Annotated in this window: 10 protein-coding genes; 6 read left to right on the forward strand and 4 right to left on the reverse strand. The window is 41.3% G+C overall.

Translation table 11 applies throughout. From position 1 onward, the window contains the following. Window positions 1-126 precede the first annotated feature (126 nt). Window positions 127-936: an SDR family oxidoreductase gene (locus ACT29I_RS18215; RefSeq protein WP_430936144.1), complete on the forward strand. Its 810-nt coding sequence runs from the start codon at window positions 127-129 to the stop codon at window positions 934-936. Window positions 937-1,109: 173 nt separating this feature from the next. Here ACT29I_RS18215 and ACT29I_RS18220 read toward each other — a convergent pair whose 3' ends face one another. Next, a complete protein-coding gene (locus tag ACT29I_RS18220; RefSeq protein WP_430936146.1) occupies window positions 1,110-1,748 on the reverse strand; it encodes a LysE family translocator in 639 nt (212 codons plus the stop codon). 597 nt (window positions 1,749-2,345) lie between these two features. On the opposite strand from ACT29I_RS18220, the gene ACT29I_RS18225 reads away from it, so the two are divergent. Both ACT29I_RS18225 and rbr read left to right on the forward strand, forming a co-directional pair. Continuing rightward, window positions 2,346-4,601 carry an inorganic phosphate transporter gene (locus ACT29I_RS18225; RefSeq protein ID WP_430936148.1) on the forward strand — a complete coding sequence of 752 codons (2,256 nt, stop codon included), beginning with the start codon at window positions 2,346-2,348 and terminating at the stop codon, window positions 4,599-4,601. Window positions 4,602-5,154: 553 nt separating this feature from the next. Further along, window positions 5,155-5,730: a rubrerythrin gene (rbr, locus tag ACT29I_RS18230; protein ID WP_430936150.1), complete on the forward strand. Its 576-nt coding sequence runs from the start codon at window positions 5,155-5,157 to the stop codon at window positions 5,728-5,730. A gap of 458 nt (window positions 5,731-6,188) precedes the next feature. On the opposite strand, the gene ACT29I_RS18235 is transcribed toward rbr, so the two are convergent. After that, complete coding sequence (locus tag ACT29I_RS18235; protein ID WP_444794075.1) at window positions 6,189-7,529, reverse strand: tetratricopeptide repeat protein; 1,341 nt, start codon at window positions 7,527-7,529, stop codon at window positions 6,189-6,191. A gap of 389 nt (window positions 7,530-7,918) precedes the next feature. On the opposite strand from ACT29I_RS18235, the gene ACT29I_RS18240 reads away from it, so the two are divergent. Together ACT29I_RS18240 and ACT29I_RS18245 are read left to right on the forward strand one after the other, a co-directional pair. After that, window positions 7,919-9,808: an AMP-dependent synthetase/ligase gene (locus ACT29I_RS18240; RefSeq protein WP_444794076.1), complete on the forward strand. Its 1,890-nt coding sequence runs from the start codon at window positions 7,919-7,921 to the stop codon at window positions 9,806-9,808. A gap of 450 nt (window positions 9,809-10,258) precedes the next feature. After that, window positions 10,259-11,062, forward strand: a complete 804-nt coding sequence (locus ACT29I_RS18245) for an outer membrane beta-barrel protein (RefSeq protein WP_444794077.1) — start codon at window positions 10,259-10,261, stop codon at window positions 11,060-11,062. Between the two features lie 1,453 nt (window positions 11,063-12,515). Here the strand turns inward: ACT29I_RS18245 and ACT29I_RS18250 are convergent. Further along, the gene (locus ACT29I_RS18250) at window positions 12,516-12,899 is read right to left on the reverse strand and encodes an endonuclease domain-containing protein (protein ID WP_444794078.1); all 384 of its coding nucleotides are present in this window, start codon (window positions 12,897-12,899) and stop codon (window positions 12,516-12,518) included. A 1,152-nt stretch (window positions 12,900-14,051) separates the two neighbouring features. Here ACT29I_RS18250 and uvrB point away from each other — a divergent pair. Next, window positions 14,052-16,055, forward strand: coding sequence for an excinuclease ABC subunit UvrB (gene uvrB, locus ACT29I_RS18255; RefSeq protein ID WP_430937278.1), 2,004 nt, complete (start codon window positions 14,052-14,054; stop codon window positions 16,053-16,055). A gap of 601 nt (window positions 16,056-16,656) precedes the next feature. Here uvrB and ACT29I_RS18260 read toward each other — a convergent pair. Next, window positions 16,657-17,625 carry an ROK family protein gene (locus ACT29I_RS18260; RefSeq protein ID WP_430937276.1) on the reverse strand — a complete coding sequence of 323 codons (969 nt, stop codon included), beginning with the start codon at window positions 17,623-17,625 and terminating at the stop codon, window positions 16,657-16,659. Window positions 17,626-17,630: the final 5 nt, after the last annotated feature.

Here is a 17,630-nt window from a genome sequence, read left to right on the forward strand (position 1 = left end):
GTGTTTTTCTCTATATACTAAGAATTTATAATAAAGATAGTTGTTTTTTACCCCTAAAGGTAAGTTGGCCGGCACGTTCGGTGGACTTACCTTTTTTTTTTACTTTTGCCGACAAAATAATTTACCATGCAAAATAAAGTAGTCATTATCACAGGGGCCTCTTCTGGAATTGGGCTAGCCCTGGCCAAAGAGTTTTCTCGCCGCGGATCGAAACTGGTACTGGCGGCCAGGTCTGCCGATAAGCTAAAACAAGTGGGAGAGGAACTAAAATCAGCAGGTACCGAAGTCATCAGCGTGACTACCGATGTAAGCAAAGAAGAGGATTGTAAGAAGCTGGTGGAAAAGTCCGTGGAGGTTTTTGGGCGGATAGATGTATTGATCAATAATGCCGGATTGTCGATGCGGGCACTTTTTAAAGATGTGGATCTTTCTGTGCTCAAGCAATTAATGGATGTCAATTTTTGGGGAACGGTTTACTGCACCAAATATGCACTTCCGTATTTGCTGGAATCCAAAGGTTCGGTAACAGGTATCTCTTCTATTGCAGGTTTTATCGGCTTGCCTGCCCGTTCAGGCTATTCGGCGAGTAAATATGCTATGCATGGTTTTCTGGAAACCCTGCGGGTAGAGAACCTCAAAAATGGTTTGCATGTTTTAATTGCGGCTCCCGGCTTTACCGCTTCTAACATACGAAAAACAGCTTTAACGAATGATGGTTCCCAGCAGGGAGAAACCCCAAGGAAAGAAGACAAAATGATGACTGCGGAAGAAGTGGCCTTGCGCGTGGCCAATGCCATCAAAAAGCGTAAAGCTACCCTTATACTGACCTTTGTGGAGGGAAAGCTGACCGTATGGTTGAAAAAATGGATGCCCCGAACCCTGGAAAAACTAACCTATAACCATATGGCCAAAGAGCCTGATTCGCCGCTTTCATAGTCAATATTCTCATAGTTATTTGTCGTTAGCCAAACGGAATATGTTATTTAATAATCAGGATAAGTTGTTAATGTATTACCGAACAAAATACAACGCCGTGAATGCCTAAGCTATATTTTTTACGATACACAAGGGTTCCAGTGGACCAGTAACTGCCGGTCAATGCGTATGAATTAATCCAACGGGCTGTCGATCATGAATATAATAAAGCCGATAATGACCAAAATAACGATGGCGGCACCGGTAATCTTGTTCAGCCACCAAAGTCGGCGAAGGTTAATTTTTGAACGGAAAAGATTGATTAGGGAGGAAAGGATAAACCACCAAAGGGAAGCCCCACACAACACTCCCCCGATTAAAACGAAGTGACTGAAGGCATCAACACCGGGCTTTACCGCACCAAAACTGGCAAAGAAGGCCAGAAATAAAAAAATAGCCAATGGATTGGATATGGTGATGAAAAAAGTGGAGATGAAATCCTGGAATAAATTAGACTTTCCTTTTCGTTGTTTACGTAACTGTACTGCAGGGTTACTGTAAAAAATATTAATTCCGAGTAAAATCAATAATATGGCACCGAAAATTTGAATGTAAAGCAGTTGTTTTTCAATAAAGCTAATAATAAAGGAAAGGCTAAAACCTGCGGCAACAGCATATATGGTATCGCTGAAGGCAGCTCCCATACCGGATATAAAGCCAGACCAGCGCCCCTTGTTTAACGTGCGCTGAATGCACAACACTCCGATTGGTCCAAGAGGAATGGAGGCAGAAAATCCGATTATGATGCCATCGATTAAATACTGTACTAGCATGTATTAAAAATCAAGTTGAGTTCCTTTAATTACAACAAACCATTTTATAATTTAGTGAACTTTGTTTTACAAACCAAGCCGTACTGATTTATTATATTTCACAATATTAAATGATAGTGATACTTTTGCATTCATATTTAAAGAGATTTTTACTTACATTGCACATTGAATGTGATCTGCGTTTTACCAATCAATATTGAATGATTTTGGTATACTGTCAACTTCTGTCTATATTGTAAGGGTGAGCAAAAATAGAATAAAAATCTACAGATTAAAATTTTATTTGAGCCTTTGTTGTTGACATCGGACCATACCTATATTAGAAACATGTTTGAATATATGACGGCAGGTTTAATAACTTTTTCTTAACACTAATAGTAGGGCTACATCAGTCATAGAAAATTAAACTTATTGAGTATCAAAGGACAGGATTTTTAAAGCAAACATAAGTACAAAATATTAATTAATTGATCGTTAATATATTTCGGATATTTAACAACTTAACATTCAGATAACATTAAATTAATATTTAACAAACAAGTATAGTGTGATAACTACCTATGTTTGCGCCGCAAAATAAACTATAATTTAACTATAATGGAAAATGCTTATGTGATTCTGATAGTCGTATTGTTTGTTCTGGCTATTTCAGATTTGGTGGTTGGTGTCAGTAACGATGCTGTTAACTTTCTTAACTCGGCACTGGGGTCTAAGGCCGCACCATTTAAGGTAATCATGATTATCGCCGCCCTGGGTATTTTTATTGGAGCTACTTTTTCAAGCGGTATGATGGAGGTTGCACGAAAAGGGATTTTCAATCCGCAACACTTCTATTTCTCCGAAATCATGATCATCTTTTTGGCAGTAATGATAACGGATGTATTGCTTCTGGACCTGTTCAACACCTTTGGGATGCCAACCTCAACTACCGTTTCCATTGTTTTTGAACTGTTGGGAGGTGCCATTGCTGTTTCAGTTATCAAGTTTACGAAGAATCCTGACATTCCTATCAGTGAGTATATAAACACGGCCAAGGCGCTTGCCATTATTTCAGGTATACTGCTATCTGTGGTAGTGGCCTTTTCCGCAGGAGCCATTGTTCAATATCTGACCCGGCTTGTTTTTTCTTTTAATTACGACAAGCGACTTAAATATATGGGCGCTCTTTGGGGAGGAATTGCCATTACTTCCATTACCTATTTTATTTTGATTAAGGGGGTCAAAGGCGCTTCTTTTATGGATGATGCCTCAAAAGATTGGGTGAAGGCAAATACCATTCAAATTATCAGCATCTGTTTTGTGGGATGGACGATTTTATTGCAGTTAATGCGTATAATCTTTAAAACAGATATACTTAAATTAACCGTATTGGTCGGAACCTTTGCCTTGGCTATGGCATTTGCCGGGAACGATTTGGTTAACTTTGTGGGTGTGCCTTTGGCCGGTTTTGAATCCTTTAAAATATTCAAAGCTTCCGGCGTTGCGGCAGATAGCTTATTAATGGAATCGTTGGCCGGGAAAGTGAAAACGGACACTTACCTACTTGTGATCGCCGGATTAATCATGGTAGCCACACTATGGACATCGAGAAAAGCGCGCAGCGTTGTAAAAACATCGCTTGATTTGGCCCGGCAACATGAAGGAGAGGAAAGGTTTGGATCTTCATACCTTTCGCGTGTTATTGTCCATGGTGTTGTTAACATGTCAAATACTTTCAACAAGTTTATCCCCGTACATATTAAATCCGGTATCGACAAACAGTTCGATCCATCCAATTACGAAAAGAAAAGAAACGAATTAGGTGATGAAGCTCCGGCTTTTGATATGTTGAGAGCGTCTGTGAATCTGGTGGTGGCAAGTATTCTTATTTCTATGGCCACATCTTATAAGTTGCCTTTGTCCACAACCTATGTCACTTTTATGGTAGCTATGGGTAGCTCATTAACCGATGGTGCCTGGGGGCGCGAAAGCGCTGTTTATCGAGTAACAGGTGTGCTTTCGGTAATTGGAGGATGGTTTTTGACTGCTTTCTCCGCATTTACTGTCGCTTTCATTATGGCCAATATTATTTATTTTGGTGGAATATATGCCGTTTTCGCACTTATCATCCTATCCTTAATCTTAATTTACAGGACTCAGATTATAAGCAAGAAAATTAGCGCAAGCAGGTTGGTAACTGAAGAAGTCGATCTTGAGGAAGTTGAAGAAAAAGCCCTGGCCAAAGTATTGTTCGACAAGTGCACACGCAATGTAACAGCTTCGTTAAGACAGATTTCAGATCTTTATTCTGCATCATTAACTTGTTTTCAAGCGGAAAACAGAAAAGAGTTAAAGCAAAAACAAAAAGAAATTAGCCAGGTTAATAAAACCATTAAAAAGTACAAAAACAATATCTACAAAACGGTTAAAAAATTACAGGAATCTGATATTGACTCAAGCTTACATTACGTGCAGGTAATCGATTACCTAAGAGAATCAGCTCATGCACTTACCTATATAGCACAGCCGTTTTACGAACATTTAGATAATAATCATTCACCATTTACTTCCGATCAATTTAAAGATGTTAGTGTATTAAAAGGTGAGGTAGAAGTTTTAATCAGTAAAGTGATTAATATGATTAACAAAGGATCTTACACTGATTTAGATCCGCTTTCTTCCGAGTTGTTGGCAACAATGGATAATCTGAAAGATTTACGTAAAAAACAGTTGCGCAGAATCAAAAAGGAAAAATCAAGTACACATACTAGCATGCTTTATTTGAACTTTTTACACGAGACGCAAAATATGATCCTGCATTTAGGAAATGTATTAAAAGCGCAACGTGACTTTGGAAAACATAACAATCTATAAAAACCTACTGGAGATGCTGCAACGGCAGTTTCTCCTTGTTTTTCAAATGGCCGGTTCGATGAACACAATCTAAACATGACTTAAACCCGCCATATGCATTAGAAATCCTCTTACGCAGATCAACTGCTTCAAAACAAGGCATTTCATTGAGTTGCTTCAACTCACCGGAGCGGAGCCTCCGAAAGTAATCGGGACAAGTTATGCCTCGTTTCGGCAACGCTTTGTTTTATCGTATTTTTAATGCCCATTATATACCTTTATAATAGGTATCCGGGTTAAACCACAGCAAAGTGAGATTTTCTATCCTGATTGCACTCGCGACGGAGGACGATTGCTGACATTAAAAGATTTATCAAGCTCCTGAAGACAGATCTCGGATAACAGTTCCCGGTCTGTCGTACCGACAACTGCTGGCTGTTGACTGCAGGTTATAATTCCTTTTGAATAAAAGTTAGAAACATTCTAAATTGCCCATGGATCGACCTACTCCCCTACATAATTTAGTACCTTTACTTTTCAAATATAAATACAGCCAATAATTAAACAAGCAATTATGAAAAGTTTAAAAGGAACAAAAACAGAGCAAAATTTACTGAAAGCTTTTGCCGGGGAATCACAGGCGCGAAACAGATATACATACTTCGCCAAACAAGCTAAAAAAGAAGGACTGGAGCAGATTTCGGCCATTTTTACGGAAACAGCCGAGCAAGAAAGGGAGCACGCTAAACGCTTTTTTAAATTCCTGGAAGGTGGGATGGTTGAAATCACCGCTACCTATCCTGCCGGTATCATTGGCACCACACTCGACAATCTGAAAGCTGCTGCTGAAGGCGAAAACGAGGAGTGGACGGAATTATATCCTGAGTTTGCTAAAATTGCGGAAGAAGAAGGGTTTAAAGAAGTGGCAGTGGCCTTTAAGATGATTGCTAAGGTAGAAGCTTTCCACGAGGAAAGATACCTTACTTTGTACAGCAACCTGGAAGCAGGCAAGGTATTTGAAAAGGATGGCAAAGTAGTTTGGAAGTGTCGTAATTGTGGTTTCCTTCATGAAGGAACAAAGGCCCCACAGAAATGTCCGGCTTGCTTGCACGACCGCGCTTATTTCCAGGTTAAAGAAAATAATTATTAGTATGCGGTTGAAGCCGCAATATGCATTAGAAATTCTATTACCCATTGAAATTACTTTAAAACAAGACACTTCGTTGCATCACTTCAACTCACCAGAACGATGCTCCCGAAAGTAATCGGGACAAGTTATGCCTCGTTTCGGTAATGCCTTGTTTTATTGTACTTGCAATGCTCATGACGAACCTCCAATACATAATCCGGGTTAAACTGGTCATGGGTCAATGGTCATACGTGAATCGTATCAAACATTAAATTTAAATGATATTGCAATAAGTCTGAAAGCATGGTAGTTAATAGCTTTGTTTCAGACTTGCCGTATGAGAATAACATGATGAAATGGCAAGGGGCGAGGCCCCTTGTTTTGTGATGTAAGGTTTTCAGCCTATTATAAATGCCGGTATTCCCAACCTTTGATCCGCATTGTTCAGCCATGCCCACTATCCCATGACCAATAACTCCTTACCTGAACCTCACTTTAGTACTTTCATTGATCCAGGCTCCCAGTTTATACGAATCCCCTTCCTGTAAACCATGAAAGAAACCGGTTTCCTGATCTGGAATATATTTTGAGTACAGGGCAATTTGCTTTTCTGCCTCAGCTGCACATTCCGGGTCAATTTGCCTTGCTTTTGAAAAATTGTCGATAGCTACCCAATAAACCGTGGCTTGCTCAAAGTCATTTTTGCCATAGTTCTTGCTTCCGGCGGCATAAATATTTCCTAGCAACAAATATGGTTTTCCCCAGTCTCCATGTAAGGATATGGCTTCGCGGGCATATTGCCTTGCCTTCTGATAGTTCTTGTTGTGTGCAAATTCCAGCACGGCCAGTTCGTAATTATATGTTGACTGGGCTTCGTTATCGTCACATATAACAATGGCTTTATGGTAATATTCTGCAGCTTTTGTAAAATCCCCTTTTTTAACAAACATCTTTGCCAAATGGTGCGCCGAGCTATGAGAGGGGCTGATGGCATAGTTTTTTTCAACGGCCTTAAAATAGAGTGCTGATTGGTTGCATTCCAGTTTATCCAACAGGTTCAATATTCTTGCAATATTATCCGGGTTTTCGCTGTCCGCATTAAACTGGTCGGTCAATAATGGTTCGACCACGCCACATCCCCCCGCTCCGCTTCTGATCAATACATCTTCACACCCTTTTCTTATTTTTAATATACGTGGTTTTACTTTCGGACTGGCCTTGGCCAATTGTACATCCAAAACGGTGGAAATGGCTAAAAAGTCGTTTAAGAACTGTTGTTCGTTAAGGTCGCCATGATCCAGCAGGCTCTTTGAAGTCTTTAGCCAGGTAAACAGCACCGCATCTTCCGATTTGTCTCCTTGTAACTCGAACGATTTTGAAAACCAATCATAGGCATCTTTCACGGCTTGGGGCTGGCCTCTTCTGTACTTCATTAAATCCAGGGCTTTTCTTCCCAAAATCCATCCCTCGGGGTATTTGGGGTGGGATGAATAATACTGTATACGTTGGTTGTAAATCATCATAATGGTATCCACCACTTCCGATTTACGCAGCTTGGTTTTTGCCGTAGAGTAATAATGATGGTAAATTTTAATTCCGTCGGAATATAATTTTACGCTGGTTTGCGGACAATTTGTAAACATATAATTCCATGGTTCAACTGCGTAGTCGTACATTCTTTTTTTCAGGTTTAAAGAATAGAGGGAAAACTTTTTTAAGCATTCAATGCTATCTTCTTCGCTTTGATATCCGTTTTCGTTTTTAGCGAATACACTTATACCCAAAAGCAATACACCCAATAATGCCATATTTCTTTTCATTGTCATCCGGTTTATGTGAGTCTTAATTAATTTAGTTTTTATTGAAGTTTAGTGCGTATTGCTGATGAAATCAATAATCTTGCCAGTGTGTATTAATAGGCATACAGTGAGATAGATAGGAGGGTTGGGGTGTTTATGTCGGTCTTTAAAACTGTTCGGTTGTTGTCAAAAAATGTTCGATTATGGACAGTAAATTATCCCAAAATTATCATTGGATTTCATCTAAAAGCCAATTGGATGAACAAAACCTAAACATGACTTCGTGCCGACTGAAATAGGCTTTGACTTTTGAAAATCGTTATAATGAATCACTGTCGTTGTCAGAGACAGAAATAAATCTTGAATTATTTGGGCTATATTTGTGAAATTATATTTATCAGAACCATCATATGGAATCAATTATCAGTTTCTTCAAGAAAAAAGTAGAACAATTTCCGGACAATACCTTACTGTGGGAAAAGAACCATCAGACCTTTAAACCTACAAGTTATAAAGAAACATATGTCCTTGTTCGGCAGTTGGCATTGGGGTTAAGGGAATTAGGTGTTTCTTCCGGTGAACGGCTGGCTTTACTTTCCGAAGGCAGAAATTTATGGTTGATGAGTGAGTTGGCAGTATTGAGCAACAAGGCCATTACTGTTCCCCTTTCTGTAAAGTTGGAACCCGATAATGATTTAATATTTCGTTTAAAGCACTCTGAGAGTACATATATACTGGTATCTCAAAATCAGCTGGAAAAAATAAGGATCGTAAAAAAAGATCTTCCGGAGCTTAAAAAAATAGTGGTTTTCACGCCGGATTTACCGCTGGAAGAGGACGAAATGGATATTCAAACTATCATTGAAACAGGAAAAGAAATACTAGACAAAGATCCACAAGCCTACGAGATACTTACCCAAGATGTGAACCCGGATGACATTGCAACCATCACCTACACCTCCGGTACAACGGCCCAGCCCAAAGGCATCATGCTTTCGCAACGAAACTATACGGCTAATGTAGAGCAGGCATTTAGCTACATTAATATCCCGGCTGCATACCGAACTTTGGTGGTATTGCCCTGGGACCATGCTTTTGCGCATACCGCTGCCCTTTATTCGTTTATGGATACAGGTGCAAGTATAGCTTCCGTTCAGGTGGGGAAAACACAGTTGGAGACCCTGAAAAACTTCACCAACAACATTCGTGAGATACAGCCGCATGTATTGATGAGTGTTCCGGCAATGGCCAAAAACTTTAAAAAGAATATAGAAAAAAGCATTGAGCAGAAGGGAAAGGCAATATTTTCATTATTTAGGTTCGCATTGAAGCTATCTTATTGGTACAATGGTACCGGCAACAACAAAGGTGCAGGAATAAAATGGGTGGCCAAACCTTTGTTGAGCCTGTTTGATAAAATAATATTTAACAAGATCAAGATTGGTTTTGGAGGTAACCTGACTTTTTTTATTGGTGGGGGAGCCCTTCTTGATTTTGAACTCCAACAATTCTTTTATGCCATCGGAATCCCTATGTACCAGGGGTATGGATTAAGCGAAGCTTCGCCTATTATTTCGGCCAATACACCCAAATACCACAAACTGGGTTCTTCGGGGAAGATTGTCAATAATCTGGAGATTCAGGTTTGCGATGACAATGGAAAAGCGCTTGGAACCGGTCAACTCGGGGAAATCGTCATTCGAGGGGAAAACGTAATGAAAGGTTACTGGAAGAACCCGGACGCCACCCGAGAGACCATAAAGCAGGGTTGGCTTTATACAGGTGACCTGGGATACCTGGATGAAGAGAACTATCTGTATGTTATAGGGAGGTTTAAAAGCCTTTTGATTGGTTCCGACGGAGAAAAGTACAGCCCGGAGGGTATAGAAGAAGCCATCATTGATCACTGCGACCTCATTGATCAGGTGATGCTTTACAACAATCAAAATCCTTATACGACTGCCATCGTGGTGCCTAATATCGAAAAAATAAAAGCCTTGAGCAAGGAAAATAGTACTGAGGAAATACTAATTTTGATAGAAAGGGAACTAAATAAATTCAAAAAAGGAGGCAGGCATGAAACCTTATTTCCGCAGCGATGGCTTCCTTCCACTTTTGCCGTAGCTTCAGAGCCGTTTACAGAACAAAACAAACTGATAAATAGCACGATGAAGATGGTCAGGGATAAGGTAGGCACCTTTTTTCAAAAGGAAATTGATATGTGTTATTCACCGGAGGGCAAAATAATAACAAATACGGTAAATATCGAAAACCTAAAAAAGATGCTAAATGGATTTTAAGTTGATTCGGTAAGTGCCGGGAATATATACGATAACATACAGAGATATGGGCAACGGATGGCATCACTTAAAACCATTTTATCCGGGTTTAAACGCATGTTGGTAATTGAAATTTTGATCTTGCTCGACAAATTAAGGCCGCTCAACTAAAAATATCATAAAAAAATACAGATTAGTGCCTTTGGATTAAGATTAAATTTTATTTTTGCACTTATTAGATGTATTATAGGTAGTGGTAAGATGATGGTTGAAGTGCATTTTATCACTATTTTAATTATAGGTAAATTACGTTATATCCTAAGCTATAAAGAGATTTGCAGACAATTTAAAGCATCAAATAAGTATAAAATATTGAAAAGATTTTCTTTTTTTAAACTTTTTGTCATTTTTATACGTAATAAACCTGTCGATAAACTAATCTAAATGCAACAACACCTTAAAAAGGCTCTGATGGGCTGCATAATATTAATGTTTTCTGTTTCTGTATTCTCACAGTACAGGACCAAGAGGAGGCAGTTTCTCGAAGGTTTTAAGATACAGCCTAAAGCCGGGGTCAATATGTTTTTCGGCGATTTGGTTTCTGAAGACAGGACAAATTATGTGTTTGGTGTAGCTGCAGAAAAGGAATTACTGCCTTATTTAAACGCCAGGGCCGACCTGAATTATGGTTCCATGAAGGGGACGCAACTTTTTGCGGAGACCAACCTGCCATATGCAAATTTTGATAACTCTTTTATTCAGTTTTCCTTGGGCGCTACCTTTAGACCATTGGACTTAAGTCTAGGTTTGTTTAAGCAACGTCTTTTTAAGCCATACATCATTGGGCAGGCAGGTATTCTTCAGTATAGTGCAACCGAATACTGGGGTGAGGCCGGACATGGAGAAGCTGGAACAGTCTGGAGAGAGGTGAGTGGAGCTTCTCCCGTTATTTCGTTTGGAGGTGGAGTAAACTATTTTTGGAATAGTCATATTAGCGTTACCGCGGAATTTGTGGGTTCAGCAATTTTCGGAGATGAAGTAGATGGACATAAAGAATGGTATAGTGTTGACGGATCTGTGACTTATCCTACCGATAGTAACGATTTTTTCTATGTGGCTACGTTAGGTATCACCTACTTGTTTGACGACAGTCAATGGAGGAACTCGCCCAAATACAACAGAAAGGCTTACTTAAAAACGCGTAGCCTTTATAAGAGGTCCAGAACAAAGTATAGACGACCTAGCAAACGAAAAACAAGACTTTACAAAAAATAAATAAAAGCTCCTTAAGGGAGCTTTTTTTATCGCTAATGCTTTCCGGCAAGCCTTCGTACGTTGTCGATATAGGAGGATTCGTTTTGGAGAATTGGCTTTATATTATCTTTTCAAGTGTTGTTTGTTCATTTTGCCTTGATGCGGAAGATAACCTACTAAGTCAATCCCCCGCAGGATGTTGCATCGTTGCAATTCATCCGGGGTTCCCCTTTCCTTGTAACATGCCACCGTTCACCCCTGGCCCCTAAAGGGGAAGTCTTTGCACTGTTTGGATAGGAGGGTGCCATGTGCCGATTTTCCGCCAACGGTTAAATCATCTTCTTTGTATCGGGACAGGCTACTTCGTTCCAACAGGTAGGTAATGGGTTTAGGAATAATTTCCCCCTTAGCAAAGGGGGCGGTAAATATTCATGCTGCAATTAAATCCTTGCAGCGGGATTGACCCTGGAGGGATACCATCTAACGTCAATCTCCCGTACGATGTTGCTTTGTTGCAATTCATCCGGGTCATCTTTTTTCTTGTAATGCCACCGTTCACCCCTGGCTCCTAAAGGGGAAGTCGTTTGCACTGTGAGGGTCGGAGGGTGCCATGTGCCGATTTTCCGCCAACGGTTAAATCATCTTCTTTGTATCGAGACAGGCTACTTCGTTCCAACAGGTAGGTAATGGGTTTAGGAATAATTTCCCCCTTAGCAAAGGGGGCGATAAATACAGTGGCTAAAAACAGAGCCTTGCAGGGGGATTGGCCCAGGAAGGATACCATCTAATGTCAATCGCCCGTACGATGTTACTTTGTTGCAATTCATCCGGGTTCCCCTTTCCTTGTAACATGCTACGTTCACCCCTGGCCCCTAAAGGGGAAGTCTTTGCACTGTTTGGATAGGAGGGTGCCATGTGCCGATTTTCCGCCAAAGTTTAAACGATCTTTTTTGTATCGGGACAGGTTACTTCGTTCCAACAGATAGGTAATGCGTTTAGGAATAATTTCCCCCTTAGCAAAGGGGGTGGTAAATATTCATGCTGCAATTATAGCCTTGCAGGGGGATTGGTCTTGGAGAAGTAAATGTCAATCGCTCGTACGATGCTGCATTGTTGCAATTCATCCGGGTTATCTTTTCATTGTAGCATGCCACCGTTCACCCCTGGCCTCTAAAGGGGAAGTATTTGCAATAGGAGAGTGCCATGTGCCGATTTTCTGCCAACGTTTAAACGTTTTTTTTTGTATCAGACAGGCTACTTCGTTTCAACAGATAGTTGATGAATTTAGGGTTAATCTCCCCCTTAGCAAAGGGGGCGTTAAATACAGTGGCTAAAAACAGAGCCTTGCAGGGGGATTGGTCCTGGAGGGATACCATCTAATGTCAATCCCCCCATAGCGTTATGGTGGCCAGACTGATCCGAGACTGCCCTCCTTCCCGACAATAAAGATATGAACAGGTCTCCAAGGGGGAAGTTATTGTTTAAACCCCAAATCTTTTTCTTGGTCCAGAACCAGGGATTCAATGGCAATTATCACATTTTTCAAGTCAGTTTTAATATCATATTCCTGAATCCTTATCGTTTGATAGCCTATTTCCAACAATCTTTTGTCCCTTTCTTTATCCTCTTCTATTTTAAATTGATGAGAATAACCGTCTACCTCAATAACTATCCTTAGTTTCCTACAGATAAAATCGACGATATAATTTTCAACGGGAAATTGGCGGTTAAACTGATAACCATACATTTGTCTTGCTCGCAGGACTTTCTTCCAGAGGATTATTTCCCCATCTGTAGAATCATTTCGTAACTTTTTGGCAAAATGCCTTAGTTTTTTATTGTAATGGGATTGCTTCATATAATTGCGAGGGTGAAGTTACAATTTAAGGAATATTTCCCCCTTAGCAAAGGGGGCGGTAAACACAGTAGCTAAAAACAGAACCTTGCAGGGGGATTGGTCCTGGAGGGATACCATCTAATGTGAATCGCCCGCAGGATGTTGCTTTATTGCATTTCATCCGGGTTCCTTTTTCCTTGTAACATGCCACCGTTCACCCCTGGCCCCTAAAGGGGAAGTCCTTTGCACTGTGAGGGTCGGAGGGTGCCATGTGCCGATTTTCCGCCAACGGTTAAATCATCTTCTTTGTATCGGGACAGGCTACTTCGTTCCAACAGGTAGGTAATGGGTTTAGGAATAATTTCCCCCTTAGCAAAGGGGGCGGTAAATACAGTGGCTAAAAACAGAGCCTTGCAGGGGGATGGGTCCTGGAGGGATGCCATCTAATGTCAATCTCCCTTACGATGTTGCTTTGTTGCAATTCATCCGGGTCATCATTTTTCATGTAACATGCTACGTTCACCCCTGGCCCCTAAAGGGGGAAGTCTTTGCACTGTTTGGATAGGAGGGTGCCATGTGCCGATTTTCCGCCAACGGTTAAATCATCTTCTTTGTATCGGGACAGGCTACTTCGTTCCAACAGATAGGTAATGAATTTAGGGTTAATCTCCCCCTTAGCAAAGGGGGTGGTAAATATTCATGCTGCAATAATAGCCTTGCAGGGGGATTGGTAATGGAGGGATGCCATCTAATGTCAATCCCCCCCATAGCGTTATGGCGGTCAGACTGGTCCAAGACTGCCCTCCTTCCCGGCGATAAAGATATGAACAGGTCTCCAAGGGGGGAAGGATCCATTCACCCCTCCGTTGGGCACCGCTTTCCGTCACGACAGGCCTTCGCTGAGCTATCTGGAGGAAGGGTTGGATGATGTTTGCTTACAAGACATACAATAATATACCACTTGGTTTAACAGCATTGGCCCACAGGCAGTGAACTAATACCACGATGAAAATAAATGGGCACCTGGTTTAATTAAAAAGTAATATGGGTAAAGATGCCCTATACTTATGGGGAAGTTTTCTTTAATCATTCAGAATTATTGTCATTTTATTTCATCTATTGATTGGCATTGGATTTTAATTTTTATATTTTCAGCGCATTAGCGCAGTTCATATGGAATTTAAAATTATATCGGATTTTAAGCCAACGGGTGATCAACCGGAAGCGATCAAACAACTGGTACATGGAATCAACGATAATATACCGCATCAAACATTGTTAGGTGTTACCGGTTCGGGAAAAACTTTTACGGTGGCCAATGTCATCGAAAAAGTGCAAAGGCCGACCCTGGTACTTAGTCATAACAAAACGCTGGCAGCACAGCTATATGGGGAGTTTAAGAATTTCTTTCCGGAAAATGCCGTCGAGTATTTTGTTTCTTATTACGATTATTACCAGCCCGAAGCTTATCTGCCGGTAACGGATACTTACATCGAAAAAGATTTATCGATTAATCAGGAGATTGAAAAATTAAGGCTTAGTGCCAGTTCGGCCCTTCTTTCTGGAAGAAAAGATGTGATTGTGGTATCTTCCGTTTCGTGCCTTTATGGAATAGGAAACCCTGAGGATTTCCATGCCAATGTGGTCAACCTTCAGGTGGGGCAGGATATAGGCAGAAACCAGCTGTTAAGGTTATTGGTGGATAGTCTGTATTCGAGGAATGAGGTTGAGTTCAATCACGGTAATTTTAGGGTGAAAGGGGATAACGTAGAGATATTCCCGGCGTATGCCGATAATGCATACCGTATCGGGTTTTGGGGCGATGAAGTAGAGGAGATCACGATCTTTGATCCTGTTGGGGGGACCACTATTTCGCAACAGGAGAACATATTGATTTACCCGGCCAACCTGTTTGTGACTACAAAAGAACGCACCCAGTTGGCCATCAGAATGATCCAGGACGATATGATGGATCATGTTACTTATTTAAAGGATATTGGGAAGCATCTTGAAGCTAAACGCATCGAAGAGCGGGTTACCTACGATTTGGAAATGATACGCGAATTGGGCTATTGCCCGGGTATCGAGAACTACTCGCGTTACTTTGACGGAAGGAATGCAGGCACACGCCCCTTCTGTTTGTTGGACTATTTCCCGGATGATTTTATCATGGTGATCGATGAGAGCCATGTGACCATACCACAGATCAGAGCCATGTACGGCGGCGATAAATCGCGAAAGGAAACATTGGTGGAACATGGCTTCCGCTTACCGGCCGCAATGGATAACAGACCGCTGAAATTTGAAGAATTCGAGGATATTGTGAACACGGCAATATATGTTTCTGCCACTCCTGCGGATTACGAGATTGAAAAAAGCGAAGGAGTTATTGTGGAACAAGTGATTCGTCCAACGGGCCTGTTGGATCCTATTATAGAGGTTCGCCCGAGCCTGAACCAGATTGACAACTTGTTGGAAGAGATTCGTAAGCGTATAGCGGTAAAAGAGAGGGTGTTGGTGACCACGCTGACCAAAAGGATGGCGGAAGAGTTAACCTCGTACCTGCAAAAATTGAATATCAATTGCGAATATATTCACTCCGATGTGGATACCCTGGACAGGGTGGAAATTATGGAAAATCTGCGCAAAGGCATATTTGATGTGCTCGTGGGCGTTAATTTATTAAGGGAAGGATTAGATTTACCGGAAGTGTCATTGGTGGCCATATTGGACGCGGACAAAGAAGGTTTCCTAAGGTCGGAACGCTCCTTAACGCAAACAGCGGGTCGTGCTGCGCGTAACATCAATGGCTTGGTGATTATGTATGCAGATAAGGTCACGAATTCGATGCAGAAGACCATCGATTCAACCAACCATCGAAGAGAAAAACAATTAAAATATAACGAAGACCATGGAATCACCCCACAGCAAATCAACAAGAAGCATACCGGGGTTCTGGCTAAGGGTGCCGTTGAAGAAAGAGCGTATGTTGAACCGGAAGGTGTGGATGTGGCAGCGGATCCTGTAGTAAGTTATATGAGTAAAGATGGTCTTGAGAAAGCGATAGAGAAAGTTAAAAAAGCCATGCAAAAAGCGTCCAAAGAGTTGGACTTTATCACTGCCGCCCAATACCGGGATGAGATGTTTAAATTACAGAAGCTATTAAAGGAGAAGTAGCTATCCGTCAATGGTCGGCGCTTGGCAGTCAGTATTCGGTATACGTCGGAACGTGGTGACGCCCATTCGCAAGAAATTTAATTTTGATGGAAAATCAGTCGACGGCTTGCTTTCTCAGCAGTCCTCAGTCGGTAGCCTGAAAGCTGCAATCCGCCAGCTCTGTGACGCTCCGAGGTACTACGATGCTTATAGGTCTAAAACATACTTAAAAAGTAAGATACAAATCATGGAAAAATTCCAACACTGCACCTTTCACCCAACTGCCTCTAATTTAACAAATAAACTATCCTATTTTTTCGCCCCACTTAGGCGCCATGTATATAGCGTAAATGCTTCTTATAAAAACATCTTCTTCGCCCCACTTAGGCGTGGTACTTCCCCCGGTATCAAAACCAGGGGAAGAATAAGATACGCTCGTGAAAAGAAACAGCTTTTTTTAAGTAACTGTTTTTTACCCCATGTCAATCAGTGTTACCCTTTAGCCCATAGGTTTGGGGGAAGTGCAGCGCCAAAGGTGCAGGGATAGGGTGCCGATATGAATTAAGTTAATGGCATTGCCTTTCAACCTCTCACTGTTCACTGATGTTCACTGTCGACTTCATTATTTTTCCATTTCCTTATAAACTAGGGCGCTTGCTCCCACAATAGCAGCATCACCACTGTTTAGTTCAGACGGAAGGATTTTTATTTTATCCGTGAAGATAGGAAGCAAATGCTCTTCCAGGCTTTCTTTGGTTGGTTTAAAGATGTAATCACCTGCCGCAGTAGGCCCTCCAAATAGGAAAATCGCTTCGGGGCTTAAATGGTGAACGGTATCGGCTAACCCTTGTCCCAGATATTTTCCGGTAAGCTCAAATACCTCTAAAGCCACTTTGTCGCCGGCCTCCGCAGCATCAAAAATCATCTTAGAATCCAATTCGTTAAACGATTTATCTGCCAGTTTAGAATCTGTAGCATTGTATTTGGCCATTAATTCAAAGGCGGTACGCTTCATTCCGGGCGCGGAACAGTATGCCTCTAAATGACCTTTAGCCCCGCAACCGCAATCTCTGCCGCCGGGTATTAAAGTAGTATGTCCGCATTCTCCGGCAAAACCATCATGGCCGTACACCAAATCTCCGTTGACAACAATGCCGGAACCTACGCCTGTGCCCAATGTATACATGACAAAGTTTTTCATGCCTTTGGCCCCTCCATAAATCATTTCTCCGATGGTGGCAGCATTGGCATCGTTTGTTAATGCTATATAATCCAATTCAGGGAAGCGTTTTTTCAATAGTTCCACCATGGGAATAACGCCTTTGAACGACAAGTTGGGCGCATATTCGATGGTACCGCTGTAATAGTTTCCGTTTGGAGCACCAACCCCAATTCCTAATACGGTTAGTATTTCTCCAGCCGAACTAATCAAATCACGAATGGCAGCTGCTAAATCGTCCATATATTTTTCAATATCTCCGTGGCTTGGTGTTTCAATACCTCCTTTGGTGACTACATTTCCGGATTCATCTACAATCCCAATAGCGGTGTTGGTTCCACCTATATCTACTCCTACAGATACTTTTTTCATGTTTA

The organism is Saccharicrinis sp. GN24d3 (assembly GCF_052400645.1).
Lineage (GTDB): Bacteria > Bacteroidota > Bacteroidia > Bacteroidales > Marinilabiliaceae > Saccharicrinis.

Excerpts from the sequence above, each read along its gene's own strand:
- ACT29I_RS18215 (WP_430936144.1), top strand. The coding sequence starts at position 127 with ATGCAAAATAAAGTAGTCATTATCACAGGGGCCTCTTCTGGAATTGGG.
- ACT29I_RS18220 (WP_430936146.1), bottom strand. The coding sequence starts at position 1,748 with ATGCTAGTACAGTATTTAATCGATGGCATCATAATCGGATTTTCTGCC.
- ACT29I_RS18225 (WP_430936148.1), top strand. The coding sequence starts at position 2,346 with ATGGAAAATGCTTATGTGATTCTGATAGTCGTATTGTTTGTTCTGGCT.
- rbr (WP_430936150.1), top strand. The coding sequence starts at position 5,155 with ATGAAAAGTTTAAAAGGAACAAAAACAGAGCAAAATTTACTGAAAGCT.
- ACT29I_RS18235 (WP_444794075.1), bottom strand. The coding sequence starts at position 7,529 with ATGAAAAGAAATATGGCATTATTGGGTGTATTGCTTTTGGGTATAAGT.
- ACT29I_RS18240 (WP_444794076.1), top strand. The coding sequence starts at position 7,919 with ATGGAATCAATTATCAGTTTCTTCAAGAAAAAAGTAGAACAATTTCCG.
- ACT29I_RS18245 (WP_444794077.1), top strand. The coding sequence starts at position 10,259 with ATGGGCTGCATAATATTAATGTTTTCTGTTTCTGTATTCTCACAGTAC.
- ACT29I_RS18250 (WP_444794078.1), bottom strand. The coding sequence starts at position 12,899 with ATGAAGCAATCCCATTACAATAAAAAACTAAGGCATTTTGCCAAAAAG.
- uvrB (WP_430937278.1), top strand. The coding sequence starts at position 14,052 with ATGGAATTTAAAATTATATCGGATTTTAAGCCAACGGGTGATCAACCG.
- ACT29I_RS18260 (WP_430937276.1), bottom strand. The coding sequence starts at position 17,625 with ATGAAAAAAGTATCTGTAGGAGTAGATATAGGTGGAACCAACACCGCT.